The organism is Polaromonas hydrogenivorans, from assembly GCF_040105105.1.
Taxonomy (GTDB): Bacteria; Pseudomonadota; Gammaproteobacteria; order Burkholderiales; family Burkholderiaceae_C; genus Polaromonas; species Polaromonas hydrogenivorans.
Genome location: NZ_CP157675.1, coordinates 1156508 through 1178489 on the forward strand (window position 1 = coordinate 1156508; position 21982 = coordinate 1178489).

The following is a 21982-nucleotide window of genomic DNA, read 5'->3' on the forward strand; positions in this document are numbered from 1 at the left end:
TTCTGGATAATGAGGCATTAAAAGTGCTTTTTGCGCACGCGGGACGGGCGCAAGAAGCTATTGAATTGATAGCGAAGCAGAAACAGCCGGAACCGCTTCTCCGACCACCTGCAATACCGCCTGTTCCGGCAGCGTGTCCAGCTCGACCCATTCGCCCCAGGCCAGTTGCTGATCGGCCTTGATCGGCCTGCCGTCCGTGAGCTTGCGCTGCCAGCGCACCGTGATGTCATAGCCTTGCAGCAACAGGCGCAGCTCCACCGCCGGCCAGTGCGCGGGCAGGCGCGGCGACAGCGACAGGCGGCCCGGCTGCACCGCCAGGCCCAGCAGCGTCTCGACCGCCGCGCGGTAGAGCCAGGCGGCCGAGCCGGTGTACCAGCTCCAGCCGCCCCGGCCGATGTAGGGGGCGGCGCTGTACACGTCGCCGGCCATGACATAAGGCTCCAGCTCATAAACAGCGCCGCGCGAGGGGTGCGCGCTGCGGTGCGCCGGGCTCAGATACTCAAAGCTGCGCCAGGCGCCTTCGGCGTCGCCGCTCAGGGCCTGCGCCATCAGCGCCCAGACGCCGGCGTGCGAATACTGGCCGCCGTTCTCGCGCACGCCCGGCGGATAGGCCTGGATGTAGCCCGGGTTGTTGGCCGACTGCTCGAAGGGCGGGTCGAGCAGGCGCAGCAGGCCGGCTTTCTCGTCGATCAGCTGGTTGTTCAGCGCCAGCATCGCCGAGCGGGTGAAGGCCGGCGTCGAGGCGCCGGACAGCACAGCCCAGGCCTGGGCAATCAGGTCGATGCGGCATTCGTCGTTGGCGTCCGAGCCGAGTGGCGCGCCGTTGTCGAAAAAGGCGCGGCGGAACCAGGCGCCGTCCCAGCCGGCGTCGTGCAGCGCGGCCACCCAGCCCTTGCGCGCATCCAGCCAGCGCTGGGCGCGCGCATCGTCGCCGCGCATCCGGGCGAAGGGCACGAAGCCTTCGACCACGCTGCACAGAAACCATCCCAGCCAGACCGATTCGCCGCGCCCCTCGTGGCCGACGCGGTTCATGCCGTCGTTCCAGTCGCCGGTGCCCATCAGCGGCAGGCCGTGGCTGCCCACCGCCAGGCTGCGGTCGATGGTGCGGGCGCAGTGCTCATAGACGCTGGCGGACTGCTCGCTGGTCTGCGGCTCGTAGTAGGCGTCTTCAGCGCCTTCGGGAATCGGCGGGCCGTCGATGAAGGCCACCTGTTCGTCGAGCACGCCCATGTCGCCGCTGGCCTGCAGGTAATGGGTGCAGGCATAGGGCAGCCAGAGCAGGTCGTCCGAAAAATGCGTGCGAACGCCTTCGCCGCCGGGTGCGTGCCACCAGTGCTGCACGTCGCCCTCGGGGAACTGGCGCGACGCGTTGAGCACGATTTGTGCGCGCAGGCGCGCCGGGTCGGCCAGCGCCAGCGCCATCGAGTCCTGCAGCTGGTCGCGAAAGCCCGAAGCGCCGCCGGCCTGGTAGAAGCCCGCCTTGGACCAGAGCCGGCAGGCCACCGTCTGGTACAGCAGCCAGTGGTTGACCAGGGCATCGAATTTGGCGTCGGGCGTCTTGACCTGCACCTTGCCCAGCAGGCCGGACCAGGCGGCCCTGACATCGGCCAGCGCCTGGCTGCAGGCAGGCGGGGTCCAGCGGGCCGCCATCTGCTCGGCTTGGGCCGCGTCATCGGCATGGCCGAGGATGAAGCTGAAGACCAGTTCCTCGGAACCGGCCACGGCAAATTCGCTGACCAGGCAGGCGCAGGGGTCAAACCCGCTGCCGCTGCGGCTGGCCAGCGCGGCGGGCAGGACGATGCGGCCTAGCGTGTCGAAAAATTCGCTCCGGTCGCAGGTCCATTGCAGCTTGGCCGCCGCGCCTGCCAGCGATAAAAACACCGTTCGGCCGCCATAGCCGTCGCGGGTTTCCTGCTGCTGGGCGAACAAGGCCGGCTGCGCCGGATGCTTCCAGGTCTGCAGGGTGCGCCGCCGGCCGCGCGCATCGCCCATCTGCCACTCCACCATGGCGACCGCCCGCAAGCGCCTGCGGCCACCTCTGTCCAGCCGCACCTTGACCTGGACCACCTTGGCGGCTTCGTTCGGGTCGGCGAAAAAAGTCGTTTCCACCTGCAGTCCGCCCTGCAGCCCCTGAAACACCGAATAGCCCTGGCCGTGGCGCACCCGCCAGCGGCTGCTGGGCGCCGCCAGCACCGAAGGCGCCAGCGGAAAGACCTGGCCGCTGTCGATGTCCTGCAGCAGCCAGTGCTCGAAGGCCGGGTCGCGCACCGGGTCGTTGGACCACGGCGTGAGCTGGTGCATGCGGCTGTTGCCGGCCCAGGTCATGCCGCTGCCGGTTTCCGACACCTGAAAGCCGAACCCGGGATTGGCGATGACATTCACCCAGGGGCGGGGCAGCGACTGGCCGCCCTGCAGTTCAAACCAGAATTCGCCATTCGCCGGGTCGAACTGGCCAGCCGCGTCCAGCAGCGCCGGAATTTGCGTATCGGCTTCGCTCCAGGCTGCGAAGGGCCGGCCGGAAAGCGGCGTTGCGGCCACCGTGCTGGCTTGCCGCAGCGGCCAGACGCCGGTGCGCAAGGCGGCCACCTGAACTTCCAGCGGACGGCCGTCGGCGGTGAGAACGACCCGCGCCAGCCCGGCCAGCGCGATTTTTTCGGCGCTGGCGGTTTCGTGGTCGCGCAGCAGGTAAAAGCTGGACGACAGCCCGGCGCCTTTCGGAAAGCTGTTCTGCACGTTCTGCATCAGCCGGTCGCGCAGCGCCAGGATGTCGCGCTGCAAGGGCATGAGGTAGGAGTTGGGTTCGTTGTTGATGACCACCAGGTCCACCGCCAAACCGCCAAAAGTCCACCACGGCTGGGCGCGCAGCAAGGCATGCACCAGCGGCAGTCCGCTGGCCGACTGGATGCGCACCAGCACGATCGGCTTGTCGCCCGAAATGCCGAAGCGCCACAGCTGGCGCTGGTCCAGCGGCCCGGCCCTGGCGTTCAGCCGGGGCGTGCTGTACATCAGGGCGGTGGTCAGATCCTGCAGCGTCAGGTGCTCTTCGGGCGTCAGCGTCAGGTCGCGCAGCCGCACCTGCGCCAGCGTGGCGGCCATGCGGGTGGCGCGCACGACATGCATGGGCTGCAGGTACTTGTCGATGCGCGTGGTCAGTTCTTCTTCGGTTTGCGCCGCCGCCGTCGCAAAGCTCAGCCGGGCCACGGCGCCGGGCGCCAGCCGCAGCTTCAGGCGCAGGCTGGCCACCGGGTCCAGGCCGTTGACCGGGTTGCCGCCGGCATCCATGGCCTGGGCCAGCAGGGCGGGCTGGTGCACGGGCTGGTTGCGGCCGGCAAACGCCCGGCGGTCGGCAATGCAGTTCATTGAAAGCAGATCGGCATCGACCTCGGCCAGGAAGTGCGCCACCGCCATTTGCGCATCGCCATGCAGGCGCGGCGTGCGCTGAAGCAGCAGGGCGCGCCATTGCGGCTCCCAGCGGGTTTGTATGAACAGGTTGGAAAACGCCGGATGTGCTTCGTCGGCGCGCGGGTCGGCCAGCACCGCCTCGAAGCACGACACCAGCTCAATCACGCGCTCGGTGCGGCCGGTGTTGTGCAGCAGCACGGTGCGCAGTTCGGTGTCGTCCTCGGGGCTGACCAGCACGGTGATACTGGCGCTCAGCTCATCGCCCTCTGCATCGAACTGCACCCGGTCGGCCATGAAGCGCGCCTGGTAGCGCCAGCCCGGCAGGGGTGCCGGTGCGGCGGTCAGCGAGCCGACCCGGTCCTGCCCGCCCTGGCGCAGGTAAAAGAAACTGCCGTAGCCGTCGCGCAGCAGGTCGTCGCGCCAGCGCGTGATGTTGCGGCCCTGCCAGCGGCTGAGACCGGCGCCGCTGGCGCGCAGGGCCACGTTGTAGCGCCCGTTGGACAGCAGGTGCGTGGGTTTCCAGCCGGGCTGGGCCGGGTCCAGGTCGCGCGAATGGAACACCGGCTCGTTGCTGTGGCCGTCGGGCTCGGGCGGCAGGCGCGGACTGGCGCTTTCAATGATCTGGCGCGGCGTGCGTTCGTGCAGCAGCGCTTCGTGCGCGGCCACCTGGGGCTCGCTGGCAAACCAGCGCCGGGGCGCGTCATCGCACAGCACGTTGCACAGCGCCACCAGCGACATGCCCTGGTGGTGCGCCATGAAGGCCTGGACGATGCTGAAGGCCTGCTTTTCAGGCTGGCGCGACGCCGTGAAATCGAGCGCTTCGAACAGTCCCAGCTCGCCGCGCGCGCCCAGCGCTTCGAGCCGCTTCAGGTTGGCGACCGACGCTTCGGGCTCAAACAGCATGGCCAGCATGGTCGCGTAGGGTGCCACCACCTGGTCGGTCGGTGGCGTGCGCCGCAGCGCCAGGCGCGGCACGCCAAAGGGCGAATACTGGTAGGCCAGCGAATGGTCCTGGGCAAAATAGGCCGATTCGGACACGCCCCAGGGCAGGTGCTGCTGCTGGCCGAAATCGCGCTGCACGGCGATGGCCGAGCGCGCCATGGTCTGCAGCAAGCCGTGCTCGGGCTCGTGCATCAGCAGCGAAGGCATCAGGTATTCGAACATCGAGCCCGACCAGGAGGCCAGGCCCGGCACGCCGCCCACCGACAGGAAAGGCCGGCCCAGGGCGCTCCAGTGGCGCTTGGGCACGTCGCCCTTGGCAATCGCCAGAAAGCTGGTCAGCCGCGACTCGGATGCCAGCAGGTCGTAGTAGCTGGCGTCCAGCACCTGCTCGTCCACCCGCAGGCCGATATGGAACAGGTGGCGCTTGCCGTCATACAGGCCCCTGAAATCCATCGCGCCGTACAGGCTGCGGCAGCGTTCGGCCAGGCTGAGCAGCGATGGCCGGTCCTGGCTGCCGTGGGCATCGTCCTGCGCCAGCTTGATGCAGCCCTGCGCCACGGCCAGCAGCAGGCCGGCCAGGTTGCCGCTGTCCACGGCCGACACATAGGCCGGATGCATGACCTCCAGGGTGCGGGTGTCGTACCAGTTGAGCAGGTGGCCGTTGTGCTTGCTGAGCTTGTCAATGCTGCCGAGCGAGGCTTCAAGCCGCTTGATGACTTCGCCGGTACTGATCCAGCCGAATTCGCGGGCGCAGCAGACGGCCAGCAGGTACAGCCCGATGTTGGTCGGCGAGGTGCGGTGCGCAAGCAGGGGGTCGGGCACCAGCTGCAGGTTGTCGGGCGGAAGGTGGTTGTCGTCGGGACCGACGCAGCGCTCGAAAAAACGCCAGGTGTCGTGCGCCAGCGCCAAGAGGTAGCGCTTGTCCCCGGCGTGCAGCGCATGCGCCGTGCCGGGTGAACGGGGCTGGCTGGCCCACCAGGCGGCCAGCGGTGACGCGCCCCAGTACAGGAACAGGATGATGCCGGCCCAGGGATGGACGGCCCAGGGCGCGGCCATGGCCAGCGCCGCGCACAGCAGCGATGCGCTCGCATGCTGGCGCACGAAAACGAACAGCTCGTTGCGCGACGCCGACTGCGCCTGCGCCGCCGTGGTCCATTCCATCAGCCGGCGGCGGCTGACGGCCATGCGCCAGACGGAGCGCAGCGCCGCGTCGAGCAGCATGAGCGCCTGCGCCGGTATCTGGCTGAACTGCCAGGCGGCCGCACCCAGCGTGCTGCGCAACTCGGCGCGCCCGCCGCGAAAAAAGTGGCGCCAGGCAATGCCCGTGCGTGTCGGTACCAGGCCCGCCAGCGCGCCCAGCAGCGGCCCGGCCAGCAGCGCCGCAATGACCGCCAAAAACGCCGTTCCCAGGGGCAGTGCGCCGCTAAAGATCACCCAGGCGAGCAGGACGAACGCGGCCGGCAGCACCAGCGAGCGGCGCAGGTTGTCCAGCATCTTCCAGACGCCCAGGGCGTCAATGCCGTACTTTCGTGCGTTCCAGAGCAGCGGAATCAACTGCCAGTCGCCGCGCGTCCAGCGGTGCTGGCGCGATGCGGCCACGCCGGCATGGTGCGGCGCGTCCTCGACCAGCACCACATCGCTGACAAAGCCGCAGCGCGCAATGCTGCCTTCGAGCAGGTCATGGCTGAGCACGGCCTCGCTGGGCAGGCGCTGGTCCAGCACGGCATGCACGGCCTTGACATGCAGCAGCCCCTTGCCGCTGAAGCTGCCGGTGCCGAACAAATCCTGGTACACGTCGGACACGCCGCTGCTGTAGGGGTCGATGCCGCAGCGGCCGGCGAACAGCCGGTGGTAGGCGGTGTTCTGGGCCGGGCCGGGCAGGGGCGTCACCATGCGCGGCTGCAGGATGCCGTAGCCGCCGACGACCCGGCGCAGGCCGGTGTCAAGCTGCGGTGCGTTCAGGGGATGGGCGGCAATCGCCACGAGTTCGCGCAGCGCGCCGGGCGGCAGGCCGGTATCGCTGTCCAGCGTGACCACGTAGCGGATGTTGTCCGCCAGCCGCAAGGGGGCTGCCAGCGGCATGAAGCCTTCCATGCTGCCGGTGGCCAGCAGGCGCAGCAGCTGCTCCAGCTTGCCGCGCTTGCGCTCCCAGCCCAGCCAGCGTTGCTGGGTTTCGCACCAGCTGCGCGGCCGGTGCAGCAGCAAAAAGCGCGGCGGGCAGCCGGCCGGCGCCGGGTAGCGCGCGTTCAGCGCAGCCAGCTCGGCCAGCGCACCGTTCACCAGGCCGGCGTCGCCGGGCAGGGTGGCGCCAGGCGCATCGACCCAGTCGGTCAGCAGGGCAAACTGGGCTTCGTTTTCGCGGTTGGCCAGCCAGTGAAACTCCAGCTGGCGCACCAGTTCATGGCTGGATGCGCCCGAAGTCAGCAGCGTCGGGATCACCACCAGGACGCGGTGCCCGGGCGTGATGCCGTCCGGAAAATTGAGCCGGGGCAGGGGCTGCACCTGCAGCGACTCGGCAATCAGGCGATGCACGAAAGCCGAAGCCGCCTCGAAGGCGGGCCCGGCCAGCAGGAACAGCGCCACCAGGGCCGGCCACCGCTGCCAGTCGGCATGGCGCGCAGCCAGCAGCACCATCAACAGCGTTGCCAGGGCGATGACGCCGATATACAGGGGCAGCCGCCACCTGCGCCAGTTCCTGCGCTTCAAGGCACGCTGCGCGGGCAGGCCAAGGGCCGCTTCCAGCTGCGCGCGGCCGCCGCCGATCAGGTAAAAGCCGGCGGTTCGCTGCGCGGCGTCCGCTGGCAGGCTGTCGGGTGCGGCCTGGGCCGCCCTGACGACGGTTTCGGCCGTTTCGCGCTCCGTTTTCCCGCTGTCGCGCGCCAGCTGCTCCATGGCCCGGGTGATCTGCTGGCGCGTGAGTTCGCTTTCGTGGCAAAAACCGGTCAACTGCCGCAGCACCTGCAAGGACCGGCTGACCGGCTCAATCAGATCGACCCAGTCAATCTGGCCAATCACGCGCAGCGTGGTGATGATGTTGCCGACGGTCAGATTGGACGCCACCTGCGCGCTCTGGCTCTCCAGCATCAGCGCATGGCCGTCGGGGCAGGTCCTGGCGGTCCAGCGCACCAGCGCCGGCAAATTGGCCGGCAGCTCGGTCGGCATGCGCTGCCACAGCTGGGTCAGGTAGCTGCGCTGCATGCCGCGCTGCTTCATCAGGCTGCTGATGGCATCCAGGTCGGACTCGTCCAGTTCCTGGCCGCTGTCCCAGACGGCATGGGCGACTTCGCGCGCCAGCTTGCTCAGGGCAATGTCGTCGGCCATGCGGCGCAGGTTTTCAAGCAGCACCACGCGCAGCGTCGTCGGCAGGGCCCACAACTCGCTCAGTCGCAGTTCGCTGCAGGTCTGGTAGGCGTTCAGGAAGGCGGTGAACACTTCCGGGTTCAGCACGCTGTCGGTGTGCGCCACATAGGCCCAGGCGATGCCGTACACGCGCGGCAGTCCCTGCAGCGGCAGGGCGGCCAGCTTGGGCAGCCGGGCATAAAAGCGGCGCGGCACGCCTTCTCGGATTTGCTGCAGCTGCGCTTCGATCAGCGGGAAATTGTCCAGCAGCCATTCGGCGGCCGGCGTGGCGTAGTGGCCGCTGAGCGAGGTCAGCGCGACATAGTCATAGGAAGCGCGCAGCGCGGCCAGGTTTTCTTCAACGCGCGGAAAAAACGGCGCGTGGCGCAGCGACTGGGCATCGGTTTCAATGACCTGCGCCTGCGCCAGACTGCAGCCGTGCTCCTCAAAGCGCTGGATACCGAACAACTCCGCCCGGATCGGCGGCTCGGCGGGTTCATCATGGGAAAGGAGGATTTTTCGGGCATGCGGGCTGAGCGTTGCCAGCCGGTCCAGGACGGCAGGATTCACCCGCTTCAGACCATCGTCAGCAGGCCCAGGCCCAGCAGGCCCAGGCTGCAGGCCACCAGCGCCGCGCCGGTCGTGACCAGCCGGGGTGCGGTGATGGCATGCAGGGTTTCAAGCGTGACTCGCACGGTGAAGAAGCGGCCGCGCGAACGCTGGCAATGCATCATGTGAGAGGCAAGCGCCATGAAGTCGCTGGACACCCGTTCATTGCTCAGTGAACGGCGCTGAACCGCCTCGGCCTCGGAATGGGAAGCATGGGAAGTGGTCATGGTTGGCAGGTCTCCTGAAGGTAATGCATCTTTTGGCGCATAACCTTATGCTAAGACCTGCTAAATCCAGGCGCCATCGGAGGGCGCCTCCCTGTTTGTAGGACCGCGCCGATACTCCTCGTCAGCCAGTATTTCGCAGCCCTGCCGCAATCCCGTTGATCGAGATGTGAATGCCGGTCTGCACCCGCTGGTCGGTCTGGCCGGCGCGGTAGCGGCGCACCAGTTCGACCTGCAGGTGATGCAGCGGATCAATATAGGGAAAGCGGTGGCGGATCGAGCGCTGCAGCGCCGCATTGCCGGCCAGCCGCTGCTTCTCGCCGGTGATCAGGCTCAGGGCCTGCGCGGTCTTGTGCCACTCGGCATCAATCGCGCTGAAAATCTTCTTGCGCAGCTTGGCGTCGGCCACCAGTTCAGAGTAGCGCGAGGCCAGCGCCAGGTCGCTCTTGGCCAGCACCATGTCCATGTTGCTCAGCAGGGTGCGGAAAAACGGCCACTGGCGGTACATTTTTTTCAGCACGGCCAGCGCGTCCTTGCGGCTGTCCGGCGAGCCGCCCTGGCCCAGGAATTGCTCGATGGCGCTGCCAAAACCGTACCAGCCCGGCAGGGTCAGGCGGCACTGGCCCCAACTGAAGCCCCAGGGAATCGCGCGTAGGTCTTCGATTTTTTGCGACGGCTTGCGCGAGGCGGGACGCGAGCCGATGTTGAGTTCGGCAATCTCGCGGATCGGCGTGGCGCTGAAGAAATACTCGGTGAAGCCCGGGGTTTCATACACCAGCGCGCGGTAGGCGGCCATGCTGGCCTGCGAGAGCTGGTCGGCGGCCTGCAGGAAGGCCGGGGTCGCCGGCTTGGTCGGCTGCAGCAGCGTGGCTTCGAGCGTGGCGGCCACCAGCGTTTCGAGGTTGCGCCGACCGATTTCCGGGTTGGCGTACTTCGAGCCGATCACCTCGCCCTGCTCGGTCAGGCGGATCTGCCCGCGCACCGTGCCGGGGGGCTGCGCCAGGATGGCCTCGTAGCTCGGGCCGCCGCCCCGGCCGACGGTGCCGCCCCGGCCGTGGAACATGCGCAGCGTGATGCCGTGCGAGACGGCCAGCTGGTCGAACAGCTCGACCAGGGCGATTTCGGCGCGGTACAGCTCCCAGTTGCTGGTGAAGATGCCGCCGTCCTTGTTGCTGTCGCTGTAGCCCAGCATGATGTCCTGCTCGGCGCCGCTGCGCTGGACCAGCGCGGCCACGCCCGGCAGCGCATAGAACTCGCGCATGATGGGCGCGGCATTGCGCAGGTCTTCGATGGTTTCAAACAGCGGCACCACGATCAGGTCGCAGCTCGATCCGATCTGGTCCTGCGCATCTTCGAGCAGGCCGTGCATCAGGCCGACTTCCTTTTGCAGCAGCAGCACTTCGAGCAAGTCGCTCACGGTTTCGGTGTGGCTGATGATGTAGTGGCGAATCGCTTCCTTGCCAAAGCGGGCGCGCGCTGTCCTGGCGGCTTCGAAAATCGCCAGTTCAATCTGGGCCAGGCCTGAATACACATGGCCAAGCACCCGCAGCGGCCGGGCGTCGTTGAGTATCTTGAGCAGCAGCGCGCGCTTGGCCGCTTCGTCCAAGCTGGCGTAGCCAGGTTCAATCCGCGCGACCGCCAGCAGCTCGGCGACGACTTCTTCATGCTTGTCCGAACTCTGGCGCAAATCGACCGTGGCCAGGTGAAAGCCGAACACTTCCACGGCGCGGATCAGCGGATGCAGGCGCTGGGCCGTCAGCGCTTCGCCGTGGTGGGACTTGAGCGATGCCTCCAGCGTTCGCAGGTCGGCCAGAAAGTCTTCAGCGCGCGCATACGGGTTTTGCGGCGCCACGGCATGGCGCGCCGCCTCGCCGCCGGTCAGCACTTTCAATGTTGCGGCCAGCCGGGCATAGACGCCGGTCAGCGCGCGGCGGTAGGGCTCGTCCTGGCGGTGCTCGTTGGTGTCGGGCGAGCTTTCGGCCAGCGCCTGCATCTCGGGGCTGCATTCGACCAGGATGGCCGACATCGACAGCTCGGCGCCCAGCAGGTGCACCTCGGTCAGGTAGTGGCGCAGCGCCACGTCGGCCTGCCGGCCGAGGGCGTAGTTCAGCGTGTCGGCATTGACATTCGGGTTGCCGTCGCGGTCGCCGCCAATCCACTGGCCCATGCGCAGGAAGCTGTGGACCGGCTGGTTGCCCAGCTCGCGCTCCAGGTTGGCGTAAATCTTCGGAATCTGCCGCAAAAAGGTCGCTTCGTAGTAGCTCAGCGCATTTTCGATTTCATCGGCCACCGTGAGTTTTGAAAAGCGCAGCAAACGGGTTTGCCACAGCTGCATCACGCGGGCGCGCAGCTGCGCCTCGTTGGCGGCCAGTTCGCGCGGGCTCAAGGCATCCTTGGCGCTGCTCACGGCCAGCGCCATCGCCTTGATGCTGTCGCGCGCCGTCAGCAGCTGGGCAATGCCGCGCTCGGCGTCCAGGATGCTTTTGCGCTGCACTTCGGTCGGGTGGGCGGTCAGCACCGGCGAGACAAAGCTGCGTGCCAGCGTGTCCGAGATGGCCTTGGGCGCAATGCCGGCCCAGCGCAGGCGCGCCAGGGCGACTTCGATGCTGCCTTCCTGGGTGTCGCCGGCGCGCTCGTGAATGGCGCGGCGGCGGATGTGGTGGCGGTCCTCGGCCAGATTGGCCAGGTGTGAAAAATAGGTGAAGGCGCGGATCACGCTGACGGTCTGGTCGCCGCTCAAGTCCTTGAGCAGGGTCTTGAGCGCCTTGTCGGCCTCCTGGTCGGCATCGCGCCGGAACGCCACCGACAGCGTGCGCACCTGCTCGATCAGCTCATAGGCGGCCACGCCTTCCTGGTCGCGGATCACGTCGCCCAGGATGCGGCCCAGCAGGCGGATGTCTTCCACCAGCGGGCGTTCGTTGTTTTTGGCGCGAACCGAAGGCCTGGCGGGCTTGCCGGTCTCCGTGGGGCTGGCTTGAGCCGCCTGGCCGGCGTTGTCACTGACTTTTTTCGTGCGTGCGGAAACTGGCATTCTGACCCTTTGGTGCTGGAGCAAATACAGAAAAGCGCCCATGCTAGCATTCACTCCCTCTATAGATTACCGATGGGTTACCAGTGGCAGCAGCGCTTCAAACTTTTCCTTCAACGCTCAAGGTGGTCATCGCCACGCGCGAAAGCCGCCTGGCGATGTGGCAGGCCGAGCATGTCAAGGCGCTGCTTGAGTCGCGCCTGGGCTGGCAGGTCGAGCTGCTGGGCATGACGACCCTGGGCGACCAGATCCTGGACCGCTCGCTGAGCAAGGTCGGCGGCAAGGGCCTGTTCGTCAAGGAGCTGGAAGTCGCGCTGAGCGAAGGCCGGGCCGACCTGGCGGTGCATTCGCTGAAAGACGTGCCGATGGACCTGCCCGAAGGCTTCGCGCTGGCCTGCGTCTTGGCCCGCGAAGACCCGCATGACGCGTTTGTGTCCAATGACTTTGCGTCGTTGGCCGAGTTGCCGCAGGGCGCCGTGGTCGGCACGTCCAGCCTGCGCCGGCTGGTGCTGCTCAAGGCGCTGCGGCCCGACCTCACCATCCAGCCCCTGCGCGGCAACCTCGATACGCGTCTGCGCAAGCTCGACGAGGGCCAGTACCAGGCCATCGTGCTGGCCGCCGCCGGGCTTAAGCGGCTGGGCCTCGAATCGCGCATTCGCCACACGTTTGTGCCCGCCGACATGCTGCCGGCGGCCGGGCAGGGCGCGCTGGGCATCGAGGTGCGCGCCGACCGCGCCGACCTCATCGCCGCGCTGGCCACGCTGGCGCACCAGCCGACCTGGCTGGCGGTCACGGCCGAGCGCACCGTCTCGCGTGCCATGGGCGGCAGCTGCTCGATGCCGCTGGCTGCTTTCGTGACTGCCGGCAGCGACGGCGCCTTGCAGCTTGACGCCGCCTGGGGCGACCCGGCCACGGCAGACGCGTCTTCCGGCGTTTCAGCGGTTTTGCCCGCGCCGCTGGTGCAGGTGCGGCAAACCGCCGTGGTGCGCAGCTTTGCCGAGGCCGAGGCGCTGGGCGACGCGGTGGCGGCGCAACTGCGCGCCGGCGGCGCGGTCTGGGCCAGCAACGCGCCAGCGGCTTGAGGCCGGAGCTGGCGTGACGACCGCCCGCGTGATCGTGACCCGGCCCGCGCCCGACGCCGCGCTGTGGGTTCGGCAACTGGAGCAGGCCGGCATCGCCGCCGAGGGGTTCGAGCTGATTGACATTGCGCCCGTCTGCGGCGCTGCCGATGCGCAGGCGCTCGGGGACGCCTGGCTGGCGCTGGACGCTTACGCCGCCTGCATGTTCGTCAGCGGCCATGCGGTGGAGCACTTTTTTAAGGAAAATAAGGCTTTTGCGCAAGGTGGATATGCACAGGCAGCTATTAATAACATAGCAAGCAGTGAGTTGTGCAGAATCCCGCCAGGCCTGCGTTTCATGGCGCCCGGCCCCGGCACGGTGGCCGCGCTGCGGGCGGCCGGCATTCCCGCCGCGCAGATTGATGCGCCGGCGGCCGATGCCAGCCAGTTTGACTCCGAAGCGCTGTGGCGGGTAGTTGGCGCGCGTGACTGGCTGGGCCGCAAGGTGCTGATCGTGCGCGGCCAAAGCGCCGGCGGCCAGGGCGCCACCTCCGGGCGCGACTGGATTGTTCGCCAGTGGCAGGGCGCCGGCGCCAGCGTCGATTTTGTCGGCGTTTACCAGCGCCGCGCGCCCATCCTGACCGATGCGCAGGTCGCGCGCGCCCGGCAGGCCAGCGCCGACGGCTCGGTCTGGCTGTTCAGCAGTTCCGAAGCCGTGGTCAACCTGGCCGGGCAGGCGGGGCTGCAAGGCGTTGATTGGGGCCGCGCCCGCGCCGTGGCCACCCATCCCCGGATTGCCCAGGCCGTGCGGACCGCCGGCTGGGGTGTTGTTGTGGAGTCACGCCCGGCGCTCAAGGACATCCGGCAGGCGCTTGGCTCGATAGAATCGCACTATCCATGAGCGACAGTCCTTCAGCCTTGCCCCCCTTGCCTCGCCCTGCGCCCCAGGACGAGCCGGTGCTGGAGCGCGGGCTTGCTCCCGCCCTGCCAGCCGCCGCCATGCCGGACGCCTGGCTGGTACCGCGCAGCTGGGCGCTGGTCGTGGCGGCACTGGCCGCTGCCGGCCTGCTCGGCAGTGCCCTGCTGTGGCAAAAGCTGGGCTCCATCCAGGAAGAACTCGCCCGTCGTACCACCGATTCCAGCGCCCAGTCCATCGAGGCGCGTGCCCTGGCGCGCGAGGCGCAGGACAGCGCCCGCGAACTGTCGGTGCGCCTGGCCCTGCAGGAAACCCGCTTGAGCGAGGTCAGCCTGCAGCGCACCCAGCTTGAAGAACTGATGCAGAGCCTGTCGCGCTCGCGCGATGAAAACCTGGTCGTCGATGTCGAGTCCGACCTGCGGCTGGCCCAGCAGCGGGCCTTGCTGACCGGCAGCGCCGAGCCTCTGCTGGCCGCGCTCAAATCGGCCGACATGCGCCTGACGCGCGCCGCCCAGCCGCGCCTCAACCCGCTGCAGCGCGCCATCACCCGCGATATCGAACGCATCAAGGGCGCCAGCGTCGCCGATGTGCCGGCCCTGATGCTCAAGCTCGACGAGCTGGCCCGGCTGGTCGATGAGCTGCCGGTGGCCAATGAAATGGTCAGCAACAGCATCCCGAGCCCGGCCGGTGCCGTGGCCGTCGAACCAAAAGACGCTGCAGGCAGTGCATCGGCTCCGGCGAAGTCCTGGCTGCCGGGCATTGACACGCAGGCCGCGCAGGCCTGGTCCCGGCGCGTGCTGGGCAGCCTGTGGCTGGAGGCCAGCCAGTTGCTGCGCGTCAGCCGCATCGACCAGCCCGAAGCGGCGCTGCTGGCGCCCGGCCAGGCATTTTTCCTGCGCGAAAACCTCAAGCTCAGGCTGCTCAATGCGCGCCTGGCGCTGTTTTCGCGCCAGACCGACGCGGCGCGCGCCGACCTGCTCAACGCCAGCAACTGGCTGGGCAAATACTTTGACCCGGCCGCGCGCAGAACCCAGGCCGCCCTGCAGCTGCTGGCCCAGGTGCAGGGCCAGCTCAAAAACACCGAACTGCCCCGGCTCGACGAAACCATGGCCGCGCTGGCCACGGCGGCTGCGGGCCGCTGACCACGCCAACCGCTGCACGGGTAAAAAAATAGCATGCGCGCCGCTCTCTGGTTCATGGCTCTGTTTGGCATCGCCGTCGCGGTGGCCTTGTTCGCCGGCAACAACCAGGCGGTCGTCACCGTGTTCTGGCCGCCGCACCGGGTCGATATTTCATTCAACCTGATGGTGCTGCTGCTGGTCGGGCTGTTCATGCTGCTCCATCTGGCCTCGCGCGCGCTGTCGGCCCTGTTTTCCCTGCCGGTCGAGGCGCGGCGCTGGCGTGCGCAGCAAAAAGAGCGCGCCATGTACGGCGCCCTCATGGACGCGCTGGCCCACCTGATGGCCGGGCGCTACATCCGCGCCTCTAAATCGGCACAGAATGCGCTGGCGCAGGAAAAAAGCCTGGGCGTGGCGACCGACACGTCCGGCCATCCCACCGGCCACAGCGACAGCCTGGCCAGCCAGTTGCGTTCGCTGTCGCACCTGCTGGTGGCCGAAAGCGCGCAGGCGCTGCAAAACAAGGCCTTGCGCAACCAGCATCTGCAGCTGGCGCTGCAGAATTCGGCCGCGCGCCATGCCCAGGAAGTGCGCGAGGGCGTGCAGTTTCGCGCCGCCCGCTGGGCGCTGGAAGACCATGACGCCAGCGCCGCGCTCGACTGGCTCGGCCAGCTGCCGCAAGGCGCTGCCCGGCGCACGCTAGCCCTGCGCATGAAGCTGCGCGCGGCCCGCTATGGGCACCAGACCCAGCAGGCGCTGGAAACCGCGCGCCTGCTGGCCAAGCACCGCGCTTTCTCGCCGGCTGCGGCGCAAAGCATCGTGCGCGGACTGGCGCTCGAACTGCTCAATGAAGCGCATGACCCGGTGCAGTTGCAGCAGGCCTGGGCGTGGCTTGACGACAGCGAGCGCGCCATGCCCGAGCTGGCCATCCATGGAGCTTCCCGCCTGATGAGCCTGCATGGCGATGCGGCGCTGGCGCGTTCCTGGCTGGTGCCGGTCTGGGTGCGCATGCTGGAGCCGCGCTCGGAGCTGGGCGACAACCTGCGCATCAAGTTGATCACCGTGCTCGAAGCCGGCATGGACACGCTGGACGCCGAGTGGCTGGCGCGCATCGAGGCCGCGCACGTCAGCCACCCGCGCGATCCCAAGCTTCAGTACCTGGCCGGCATGGCCTGCCTGAGCCGCCAGCTCTGGGGCAAGGCGCGCCAGCTCCTGAGCCAGGCCGCACCCGCCTTGCAGGACAAGCTGCTGCACCGCAAGGCCTGGCGCGCCCTGGCGGTGCTGGCCGAGCAGCGCGAGGATGAAACCGCCGCCATCGAAGCCTACAAGCGGGCCGCCCAGCTTTAACCTTTAACCGTTCAGTCAACTGAGCCGTTGACCGGCCTGGGCTTGGCCGCCTCAAGGCAGCGTGCAGCAAGACCGCCCCGCAGGGCGAGAAACATTTCCTTGGTTGAACTGCGATGCGCATTCGCCATGCCTGTCCTTGCGCACGCAAAAAAAAAGCCGCATCCCGGAAGATGCGGCTTTGGCTGGTGCCGTGTGGTCGGCGCTCCTTTTCAGGAGCGCAGGCCACTTGCAGGCCGGTAGGTCAGCCCGCTGACTTTTCAAACGGCAGCGGCAGGCTGCCCAGGTCACGCCTGGTTTCGACCAGCACCAGCGGTGCTTCTTCCGACACCACCGGGGCAGGGCGCTCGCGCGGCACCTGGATCGGCTTGACCTCGGCCGCGATGGCCGCCTGGGCTTCAGCGATCTTGGCTGCGTCGGAGTTGACCCATTGCAGGCCGGAACTCTCGGCAACCTGGGCCAGGTCCTGCAAAGGCAGTGCGTAGGCCTGGACCTTGGGCAGGGCATTGGCCATCGGTGCCGGTGCCAGCACGGGCGCAGGCGCTGCAACTGCAGCAGGCAGCGGCGCGGCTGCCAGCACTGGCGCCGGACTGGCCGGAGCCGCCACCGGAGCAACTGGCATCGCTGGTGCTACCAATTCAGTAGCTAGAGGTGTCGGTGCTTCCTGCGCAAAAGGCGGATTTGGTTCAAAAACAGCGGTTTTTTCCACGGTTTCCTGACCCTCGACGGCCTGCTCGCTGCGCTCGCCCCGTTCACGGCGGTCGCGGCCATAGCGGTCACGGCTGCGGCGTTCGCGCGGCTGGCGCTCCTGGCTTTCTTCCTGGCCTTCAGGGCGGCGAGCCTGAACGTCGGTCGATGAAACCGGTGCAACCGGATTGCCGGACTCGTCCAGGGCGGACACCACGGCCGGATGGGCGGCGTCAAAGCTGTCGGCCTGCGCAACTGCCAACGGTGCGGCATTCACGTCTGCGCGCTCACTGCTGCGTTCATTGCGGCGGCCAGTGCGTTCACCACCGCGCTCGCCGCCCCGTTCGCCACGCTCGCGCCGGCCTTCGCCGGACGATTCCTCGCCACGCCCTTCAGCGCGGCCATCATTGCGGCCTTCACCACGTCCACCCTGCTGGCGGCGCTCGCCTTCACGGCCCACGTCCTGTGCCGGACGTTCCTGACGCGGGGCGACGGCTTCGCCACCCATGGCCGCAGCCATGGCGGCCTGGTTGGCCAGGGCCAGATCCTGCTCTACGGCATCGCGCGGAATGCGCTCGCCGCGTTCCGGGCGCTCGGCGCGCTCGGGACGCTCACCGCGTGGGCGGTTGCGCTCACCGCGGCCTTCGCGGGCCTGGCCTTCATTGCGCGGCTGGGCTTCGCTGGTGTCGTTGCGGCCGTCGTTGCGATTTTCAGCGCGTGGCTCGCCGGCCAGGCGCTCCTGGCGTTCCGGACGTTCCTGGCGCTCGGGACGGCCACCTTCGGCGCGTCCTTCAGGGTTGCGCTCACGGCGCTCAGCGTTGCGGCCATCGGGACGACCCTCGGCGCGGCCTTCGGGCGCAGCGCCTTCGCCACGGACACGGCCACCGCTGCGGCGGCCATCACGACCGCCACGCTCTGCACGCTCGCCACGCTCTGGCCGTTCACCGCGTCCTTCGGCAGGGCGGCCTTCACGCGGCGCATCGCCCTGGGGCGCATCTTTTTTCACTTCCCTGAGAACCGGGGCCGGCACTGGCGCTGGCGCCGGTGCTTCAGCCATGCCGAACAGGTTCTTGATCCAGCCGAACAGCCCTTTTTCTGCCGCAGCGGGCGCGGGAACATGAACCGGCGGCGCAGGCAGCGGTGCCTTGGCCGCAACCGGCGCCACGGCCACTGGTTTTGGCGGGGCAATCGGGGCCGGTGCATCGGGCAGAACGCCCTTGATGATGGGTTCTTGCTTGTTGTGCTTTTCCTGGCTGCGGCGCGTCACCGTCGTAGCGTCTTCCGCTTCGTCGGCCATCTTGTAGCTGGCTTCGATGTTGTCCAGGCGCGGGTCGTCGTGCTTCAGGCGCTCCAGGCGGTAGTTCGGCGTTTCCAGCGTCTTGTTGGGCACCAGCAGCACGTTGATGCGCTGCTTCATTTCGATCTTGCTGATTTCCGAGCGCTTTTCGTTCAGCAGGAACGACGCCACATCGACCGGCACCTGGCACAGCACCGAGGCCGTGCTGTCTTTCAGCGACTCTTCCTGGATGATGCGCAAAATCTGCAGCGCCGAGCTTTCGGTGTCGCGGATGTGGCCGGAACCGCCGCAGCGCGGGCACGGAATCGAAGCGCCTTCGCTGAGCGCCGGACGCAGGCGCTGGCGGCTCATTTCCATCAGGCCGAACTTGCTGATGGTGCCGAACTGCACGCGGGCGCGGTCTTGGCGCAACGCGTCGCGCAGGCGGTTTTCCACATCACGGCGGTTGCGCGACTCTTCCATGTCGATAAAGTCGATGACAATCAGGCCGCCCAGGTCGCGCAGGCGCATCTGGCGCGCCACTTCGTCGGCCGCTTCCAGGTTGGTGCGGGTGGCGGTTTCCTCGATGTCGCCGCCCTTGATGGCTCGGGCCGAGTTCACGTCCACCGACACCAGCGCTTCGGTGTGGTCGATCACGATGGCGCCGCCCGAAGGCAGCTGCACGGTGCGCGCATAGGCCGACTCGATCTGGTGCTCGATCTGGAAACGCGAGAACAGCGGAGCGTCGTCGCGGTAGCGCTTGACGCGGTGCTCGTGCTCGGGCATCACATGCGCCATGAACTGGCGCGCCTGCTCGTACACGTCGTCGGTGTCGAACAAAATGTCGCCAATGTCGCTGTTGAAATAGTCGCGGATGGCGCGGATCACCAGGCTCGATTCCTGGTAAATCAGGAAGGCGCCCTTGCCGCCCTTGCCGGCGCCGTCAATCGCGGTCCAGAGCTTCAGCAGGTAATTCAAGTCCCACTGCAATTCAGGGGCGCTGCGGCCGATGCCGGCGGTGCGCGCGATGATGCTCATGCCGCCGGGGTATTCCAGCTTGTCCATCGCCTCTTTCAACTCGGCGCGGTCTTCGCCTTCGATGCGGCGCGACACGCCGCCGCCGCGCGGGTTGTTGGGCATCAAGACGACATAGCGGCCGGCCAGCGAGACAAAGGTGGTCAGCGCCGCGCCCTTGTTGCCGCGCTCTTCCTTTTCGACCTGGACCAGCAGTTCCTGGCCTTCGCGGATCACATCGCTGATGCGCGCCTGGCTGACCGACACGCCTTGCGTGAAGTATTGCTTGGAGATTTCCTTGAACGGCAAAAAGCCGTGGCGGTCTTCGCCGTAATCGACAAAGCAGGCTTCCAGCGACGGCTCGACGCGGGTGACGACGGCCTTGTAGATGTTGCCCTTGCGCTGCTCGCGCCCTTCAATTTCAATTTCGTAGTCGAGGAGTTTTTGTCCGTCAACAATCGCCAGGCGGCGTTCTTCGGCCTGTGTGGCGTTTACCAGCATGCGTTTCATGAATGTTCCTAAATCTTCTTCGTTCTAAAGCCCAAAAATGGCTGAACGACACCAGGGAAGCAACGCAATGCGAACGTGGGGAATTGCCGGAGAGCTTTTGACAGCAAACTGGCCGGCCGAAAATCGGTCGGCCAGTGTCAGTCTGGGCGTGGGCGCGTGGATGGAGTGAGCAGGTATATGACGGGGTTTGCTACAAAATTAGTAGCTGGTTGCGCACGCTGTGCAAGGGCTATAGGCTGATTTATGCCATAAAGCAGGGCTAGGGGGCGCTGCAGGCAACTAACAATCAGACTGACCCGTGTTGTCATCAGAGGGCTACCCGTTAAAAGACTTGATCTCAGCTGGATCCGCATGCAGCCCAAGGTTCTTGACCCGAGGCTGCACGCATTGGTATTCCGTGTTTGTATTCGCAAAGCATCGACTCGTCTGCAGGGCAATTCCCGTGTCGCGAGGTGCCTGGCACGCGTCGCTTGTGGGCAATTGCCATCAGTGGCATCGACCTTCCAGCGAGGCTGTTCGCAGACCTTTTCAGGGGCTTTGGATTGGTGTGGACTAAACTCCAGACAAATCAACTACTTACAGCGTATCGCTAGTGAAACACATTATAGGGGCAGCTTCTGGCAAGGCAAAACGCCCGGCAAAAGCGCCTTTCCGTCCTGCTGCTGCTCCGGCCCAGCCCACCATTCATGCGCCTGCAGCGCCTAAAACGGCTGAACCGATCACCGCTTTGCCGCAGGCGACGCTGGTCACGGTCGATGAAGACTACGCCGGCCAGCGACTCGACAATTTCCTGATCCGCCAGCTCAAGGGCGTGCCCAAAACCCATGTTTACCGCATCATCCGCAGCGGCGAAGTGCGGGTCAACAAGGGCAGGGCGCATGCCGACACCCGTGTCGAGGCCGGCGACATCGTGCGCCTGCCGCCGGTCCGCACCTCGGAGCGAGCCGAACAAAAGGCCCAGGCGATGCAGAGCGTGATGACCGAAGTCGCCCGCCACGGCGCCAGTTCGACCGTCGGCGGCTACGCGCCAGCGGCTGAATTCCCGATCCTGTTCGAGGACGACTTCCTGCTTGCCATCGACAAGCCGGCCGGCGTGGCGGTGCATGGCGGCAGCGGCGTGAGCTTTGGCATCATCGAGCAGCTGCGCATGGCGCGGCCCGAGGCCGATTTCCTGGAACTGGTGCACCGGCTGGACCGCGAAACCAGCGGCATCCTCTTGATTGCCAAGCGCCGCATGGCCCTGAAACTGCTGCAGGAGCAGTTCCGGGAACGCGAAACCGACAAGGTTTACCTGGCGCTGGTCAGCGGCAACTGGCCAGCGAACCAGCGCGTGATTGACAAGGCGCTGCACAAATACCTGCTGCCCAACGGCGAGCGGCGCGTCAAGATCGTGCCCAACGACCATCCCGACGCCATGCGCTCGGTCACCCTGGTGAAGGTAAAAACGCCGATTGCCGCCAATCCCCTGGCGCCAGCGACGCCTTTCACGCTGCTGGAAGTCACCATCAAGACCGGCCGCACCCACCAGATCCGGGTGCATCTGGCCGGAGAAGGGCATCCGATTGCTGGCGACGACAAATACGGTGATTTCGAACTGAACAAGGCGCTGCAAAGAAGCAGTGCAGGCTCTGCATCGTTGAAGCGCATGTTTCTGCATGCCTGGAGCCTGAAGTTCAACCATCCCAAAACCCGAAAAGCGGTTCAGTTGCAGGCGTCCTTGCCCGAGGAGCTTCAGCAATTTCTGCCGTCGCGTCATTCCTCGTCTCCCGAAGAAACCGGGAACTCCTGAGGAATTGCGTGGACGGGTCACGCCGCGTCATTTCTCCCAACGACAATCCTTGCCATGCACACTCGAAACTTTGACCTGATCGCCTTTGACTGGGACGGCACACTCTTTGACTCCACCCAGATCATCGTGCGCTGCATCCAGGCGGCGGTATGCGATGTGGGCGGCAAGGAGCCGACTGAAAAGGCTGCCGCTTACGTCATCGGGCTGGGCCTGATGCAGGCGCTGGCCCATGCCGCGCCCGATGTGCCGCCCGAAAAATACCCGGAACTGGGCGCGCGCTACCGGCACCACTACGCCAGGCACTTCAACGACCTGAGCCTGTTTGCCGGCGTGCTGCCGCTGCTCGAAGCTCTCAAGGCGCGCGGCCACCTGCTGGCGGTGGCGACCGGCAAATCGCGGCGCGGACTGGACGAGGCGCTGCAAAGCGTCGAACTGAAAGGCGTTTTTGACGGCTCCCGAACGTCCGACGAAACGGCCGGCAAACCCGATCCGCTGATGCTGCACGAGCTGATGGCGCAGTTCTCGCTTCCCGCCAGCAGGATATTGATGATCGGCGACACCACTCACGACCTGCAGATGGCGCTGAACGCCGGTTGCGCGAGCGTTGGCGTGAGCTACGGCGCGCATGAGCCCGATGCGTTTACCGTCCTGAATCCGCTGCATGTGGCGCATTCGGTACAGGATTTGCATGACTGGCTGCTGGCCAACGGCTGATCCGGGCTTGAA

The 21982-nt window shown here is 67.0% G+C and carries 10 protein-coding genes; 6 read left to right on the top strand and 4 right to left on the bottom strand.

Translation table 11 applies throughout. The features are described 5' to 3' along the window. Positions 1 to 57: 57 nt before the first annotated feature. The 3 genes from ABLV49_RS05455 to ppc form a co-directional block, all read right to left on the bottom strand. Positions 58 to 8253: a GH36-type glycosyl hydrolase domain-containing protein gene (locus ABLV49_RS05455; RefSeq protein ID WP_349280636.1), complete on the bottom strand. Its 8196-nt coding sequence runs from the start codon at positions 8251 to 8253 to the stop codon at positions 58 to 60. Positions 8254 to 8258: 5 nt separating this feature from the next. Further along, positions 8259 to 8519 carry a hypothetical protein gene (locus tag ABLV49_RS05460; protein ID WP_349280638.1) on the bottom strand — a complete coding sequence of 87 codons (261 nt, stop codon included), beginning with the start codon at positions 8517 to 8519 and terminating at the stop codon, positions 8259 to 8261. A 121-nt stretch (positions 8520 to 8640) separates the two neighbouring features. After that, entirely contained in the window at positions 8641 to 11547 is a 2907-nt protein-coding gene (ppc, locus tag ABLV49_RS05465; RefSeq protein ID WP_349280640.1) for a phosphoenolpyruvate carboxylase, read from the bottom strand. A 155-nt stretch (positions 11548 to 11702) separates the two neighbouring features. On the opposite strand from ppc, the gene hemC reads away from it, so the two are divergent. From hemC to ABLV49_RS05485, 4 genes are read left to right on the top strand one after another with little or no spacing between them, the layout of a single operon-like run. Continuing rightward, positions 11703 to 12626, top strand: coding sequence for a hydroxymethylbilane synthase (gene hemC / locus ABLV49_RS05470; protein ID WP_349281610.1), 924 nt, complete (start codon positions 11703 to 11705; stop codon positions 12624 to 12626). A 13-nt stretch (positions 12627 to 12639) separates the two neighbouring features. Then, positions 12640 to 13503, top strand: a complete 864-nt coding sequence (locus ABLV49_RS05475; RefSeq protein WP_349280641.1) for a uroporphyrinogen-III synthase — start codon at positions 12640 to 12642, stop codon at positions 13501 to 13503. Beyond that, the gene (locus tag ABLV49_RS05480; RefSeq protein ID WP_349280643.1) at positions 13500 to 14660 is read left to right on the top strand and encodes a uroporphyrinogen-III C-methyltransferase; all 1161 of its coding nucleotides are present in this window, start codon (positions 13500 to 13502) and stop codon (positions 14658 to 14660) included. The genes ABLV49_RS05475 and ABLV49_RS05480 overlap by 4 nt, the downstream gene beginning before the upstream one ends. Positions 14661 to 14693: 33 nt before the next feature. Then, on the top strand, positions 14694 to 15983 hold the full coding sequence (locus ABLV49_RS05485) for a heme biosynthesis HemY N-terminal domain-containing protein (RefSeq protein ID WP_349280644.1): 1290 nt from the start codon (positions 14694 to 14696) through the stop codon (positions 15981 to 15983). Positions 15984 to 16224: 241 nt separating this feature from the next. Here the strand turns inward: ABLV49_RS05485 and ABLV49_RS05490 are convergent, their stop codons facing one another. Then, the gene (locus tag ABLV49_RS05490; RefSeq protein WP_349280646.1) at positions 16225 to 19467 is read right to left on the bottom strand and encodes an Rne/Rng family ribonuclease; all 3243 of its coding nucleotides are present in this window, start codon (positions 19465 to 19467) and stop codon (positions 16225 to 16227) included. A gap of 592 nt (positions 19468 to 20059) precedes the next feature. Here ABLV49_RS05490 and ABLV49_RS05495 point away from each other — a divergent pair. Together ABLV49_RS05495 and ABLV49_RS05500 are read left to right on the top strand one after the other, a co-directional pair. After that, entirely contained in the window at positions 20060 to 21256 is a 1197-nt protein-coding gene (locus tag ABLV49_RS05495; RefSeq protein ID WP_415838152.1) for an RluA family pseudouridine synthase, read from the top strand. 54 nt (positions 21257 to 21310) lie between these two features. Further along, on the top strand, positions 21311 to 21970 hold the full coding sequence (locus ABLV49_RS05500) for an HAD family hydrolase (RefSeq protein WP_349280648.1): 660 nt from the start codon (positions 21311 to 21313) through the stop codon (positions 21968 to 21970). The last annotated feature ends 12 nt before the right edge of the window (positions 21971 to 21982 follow it).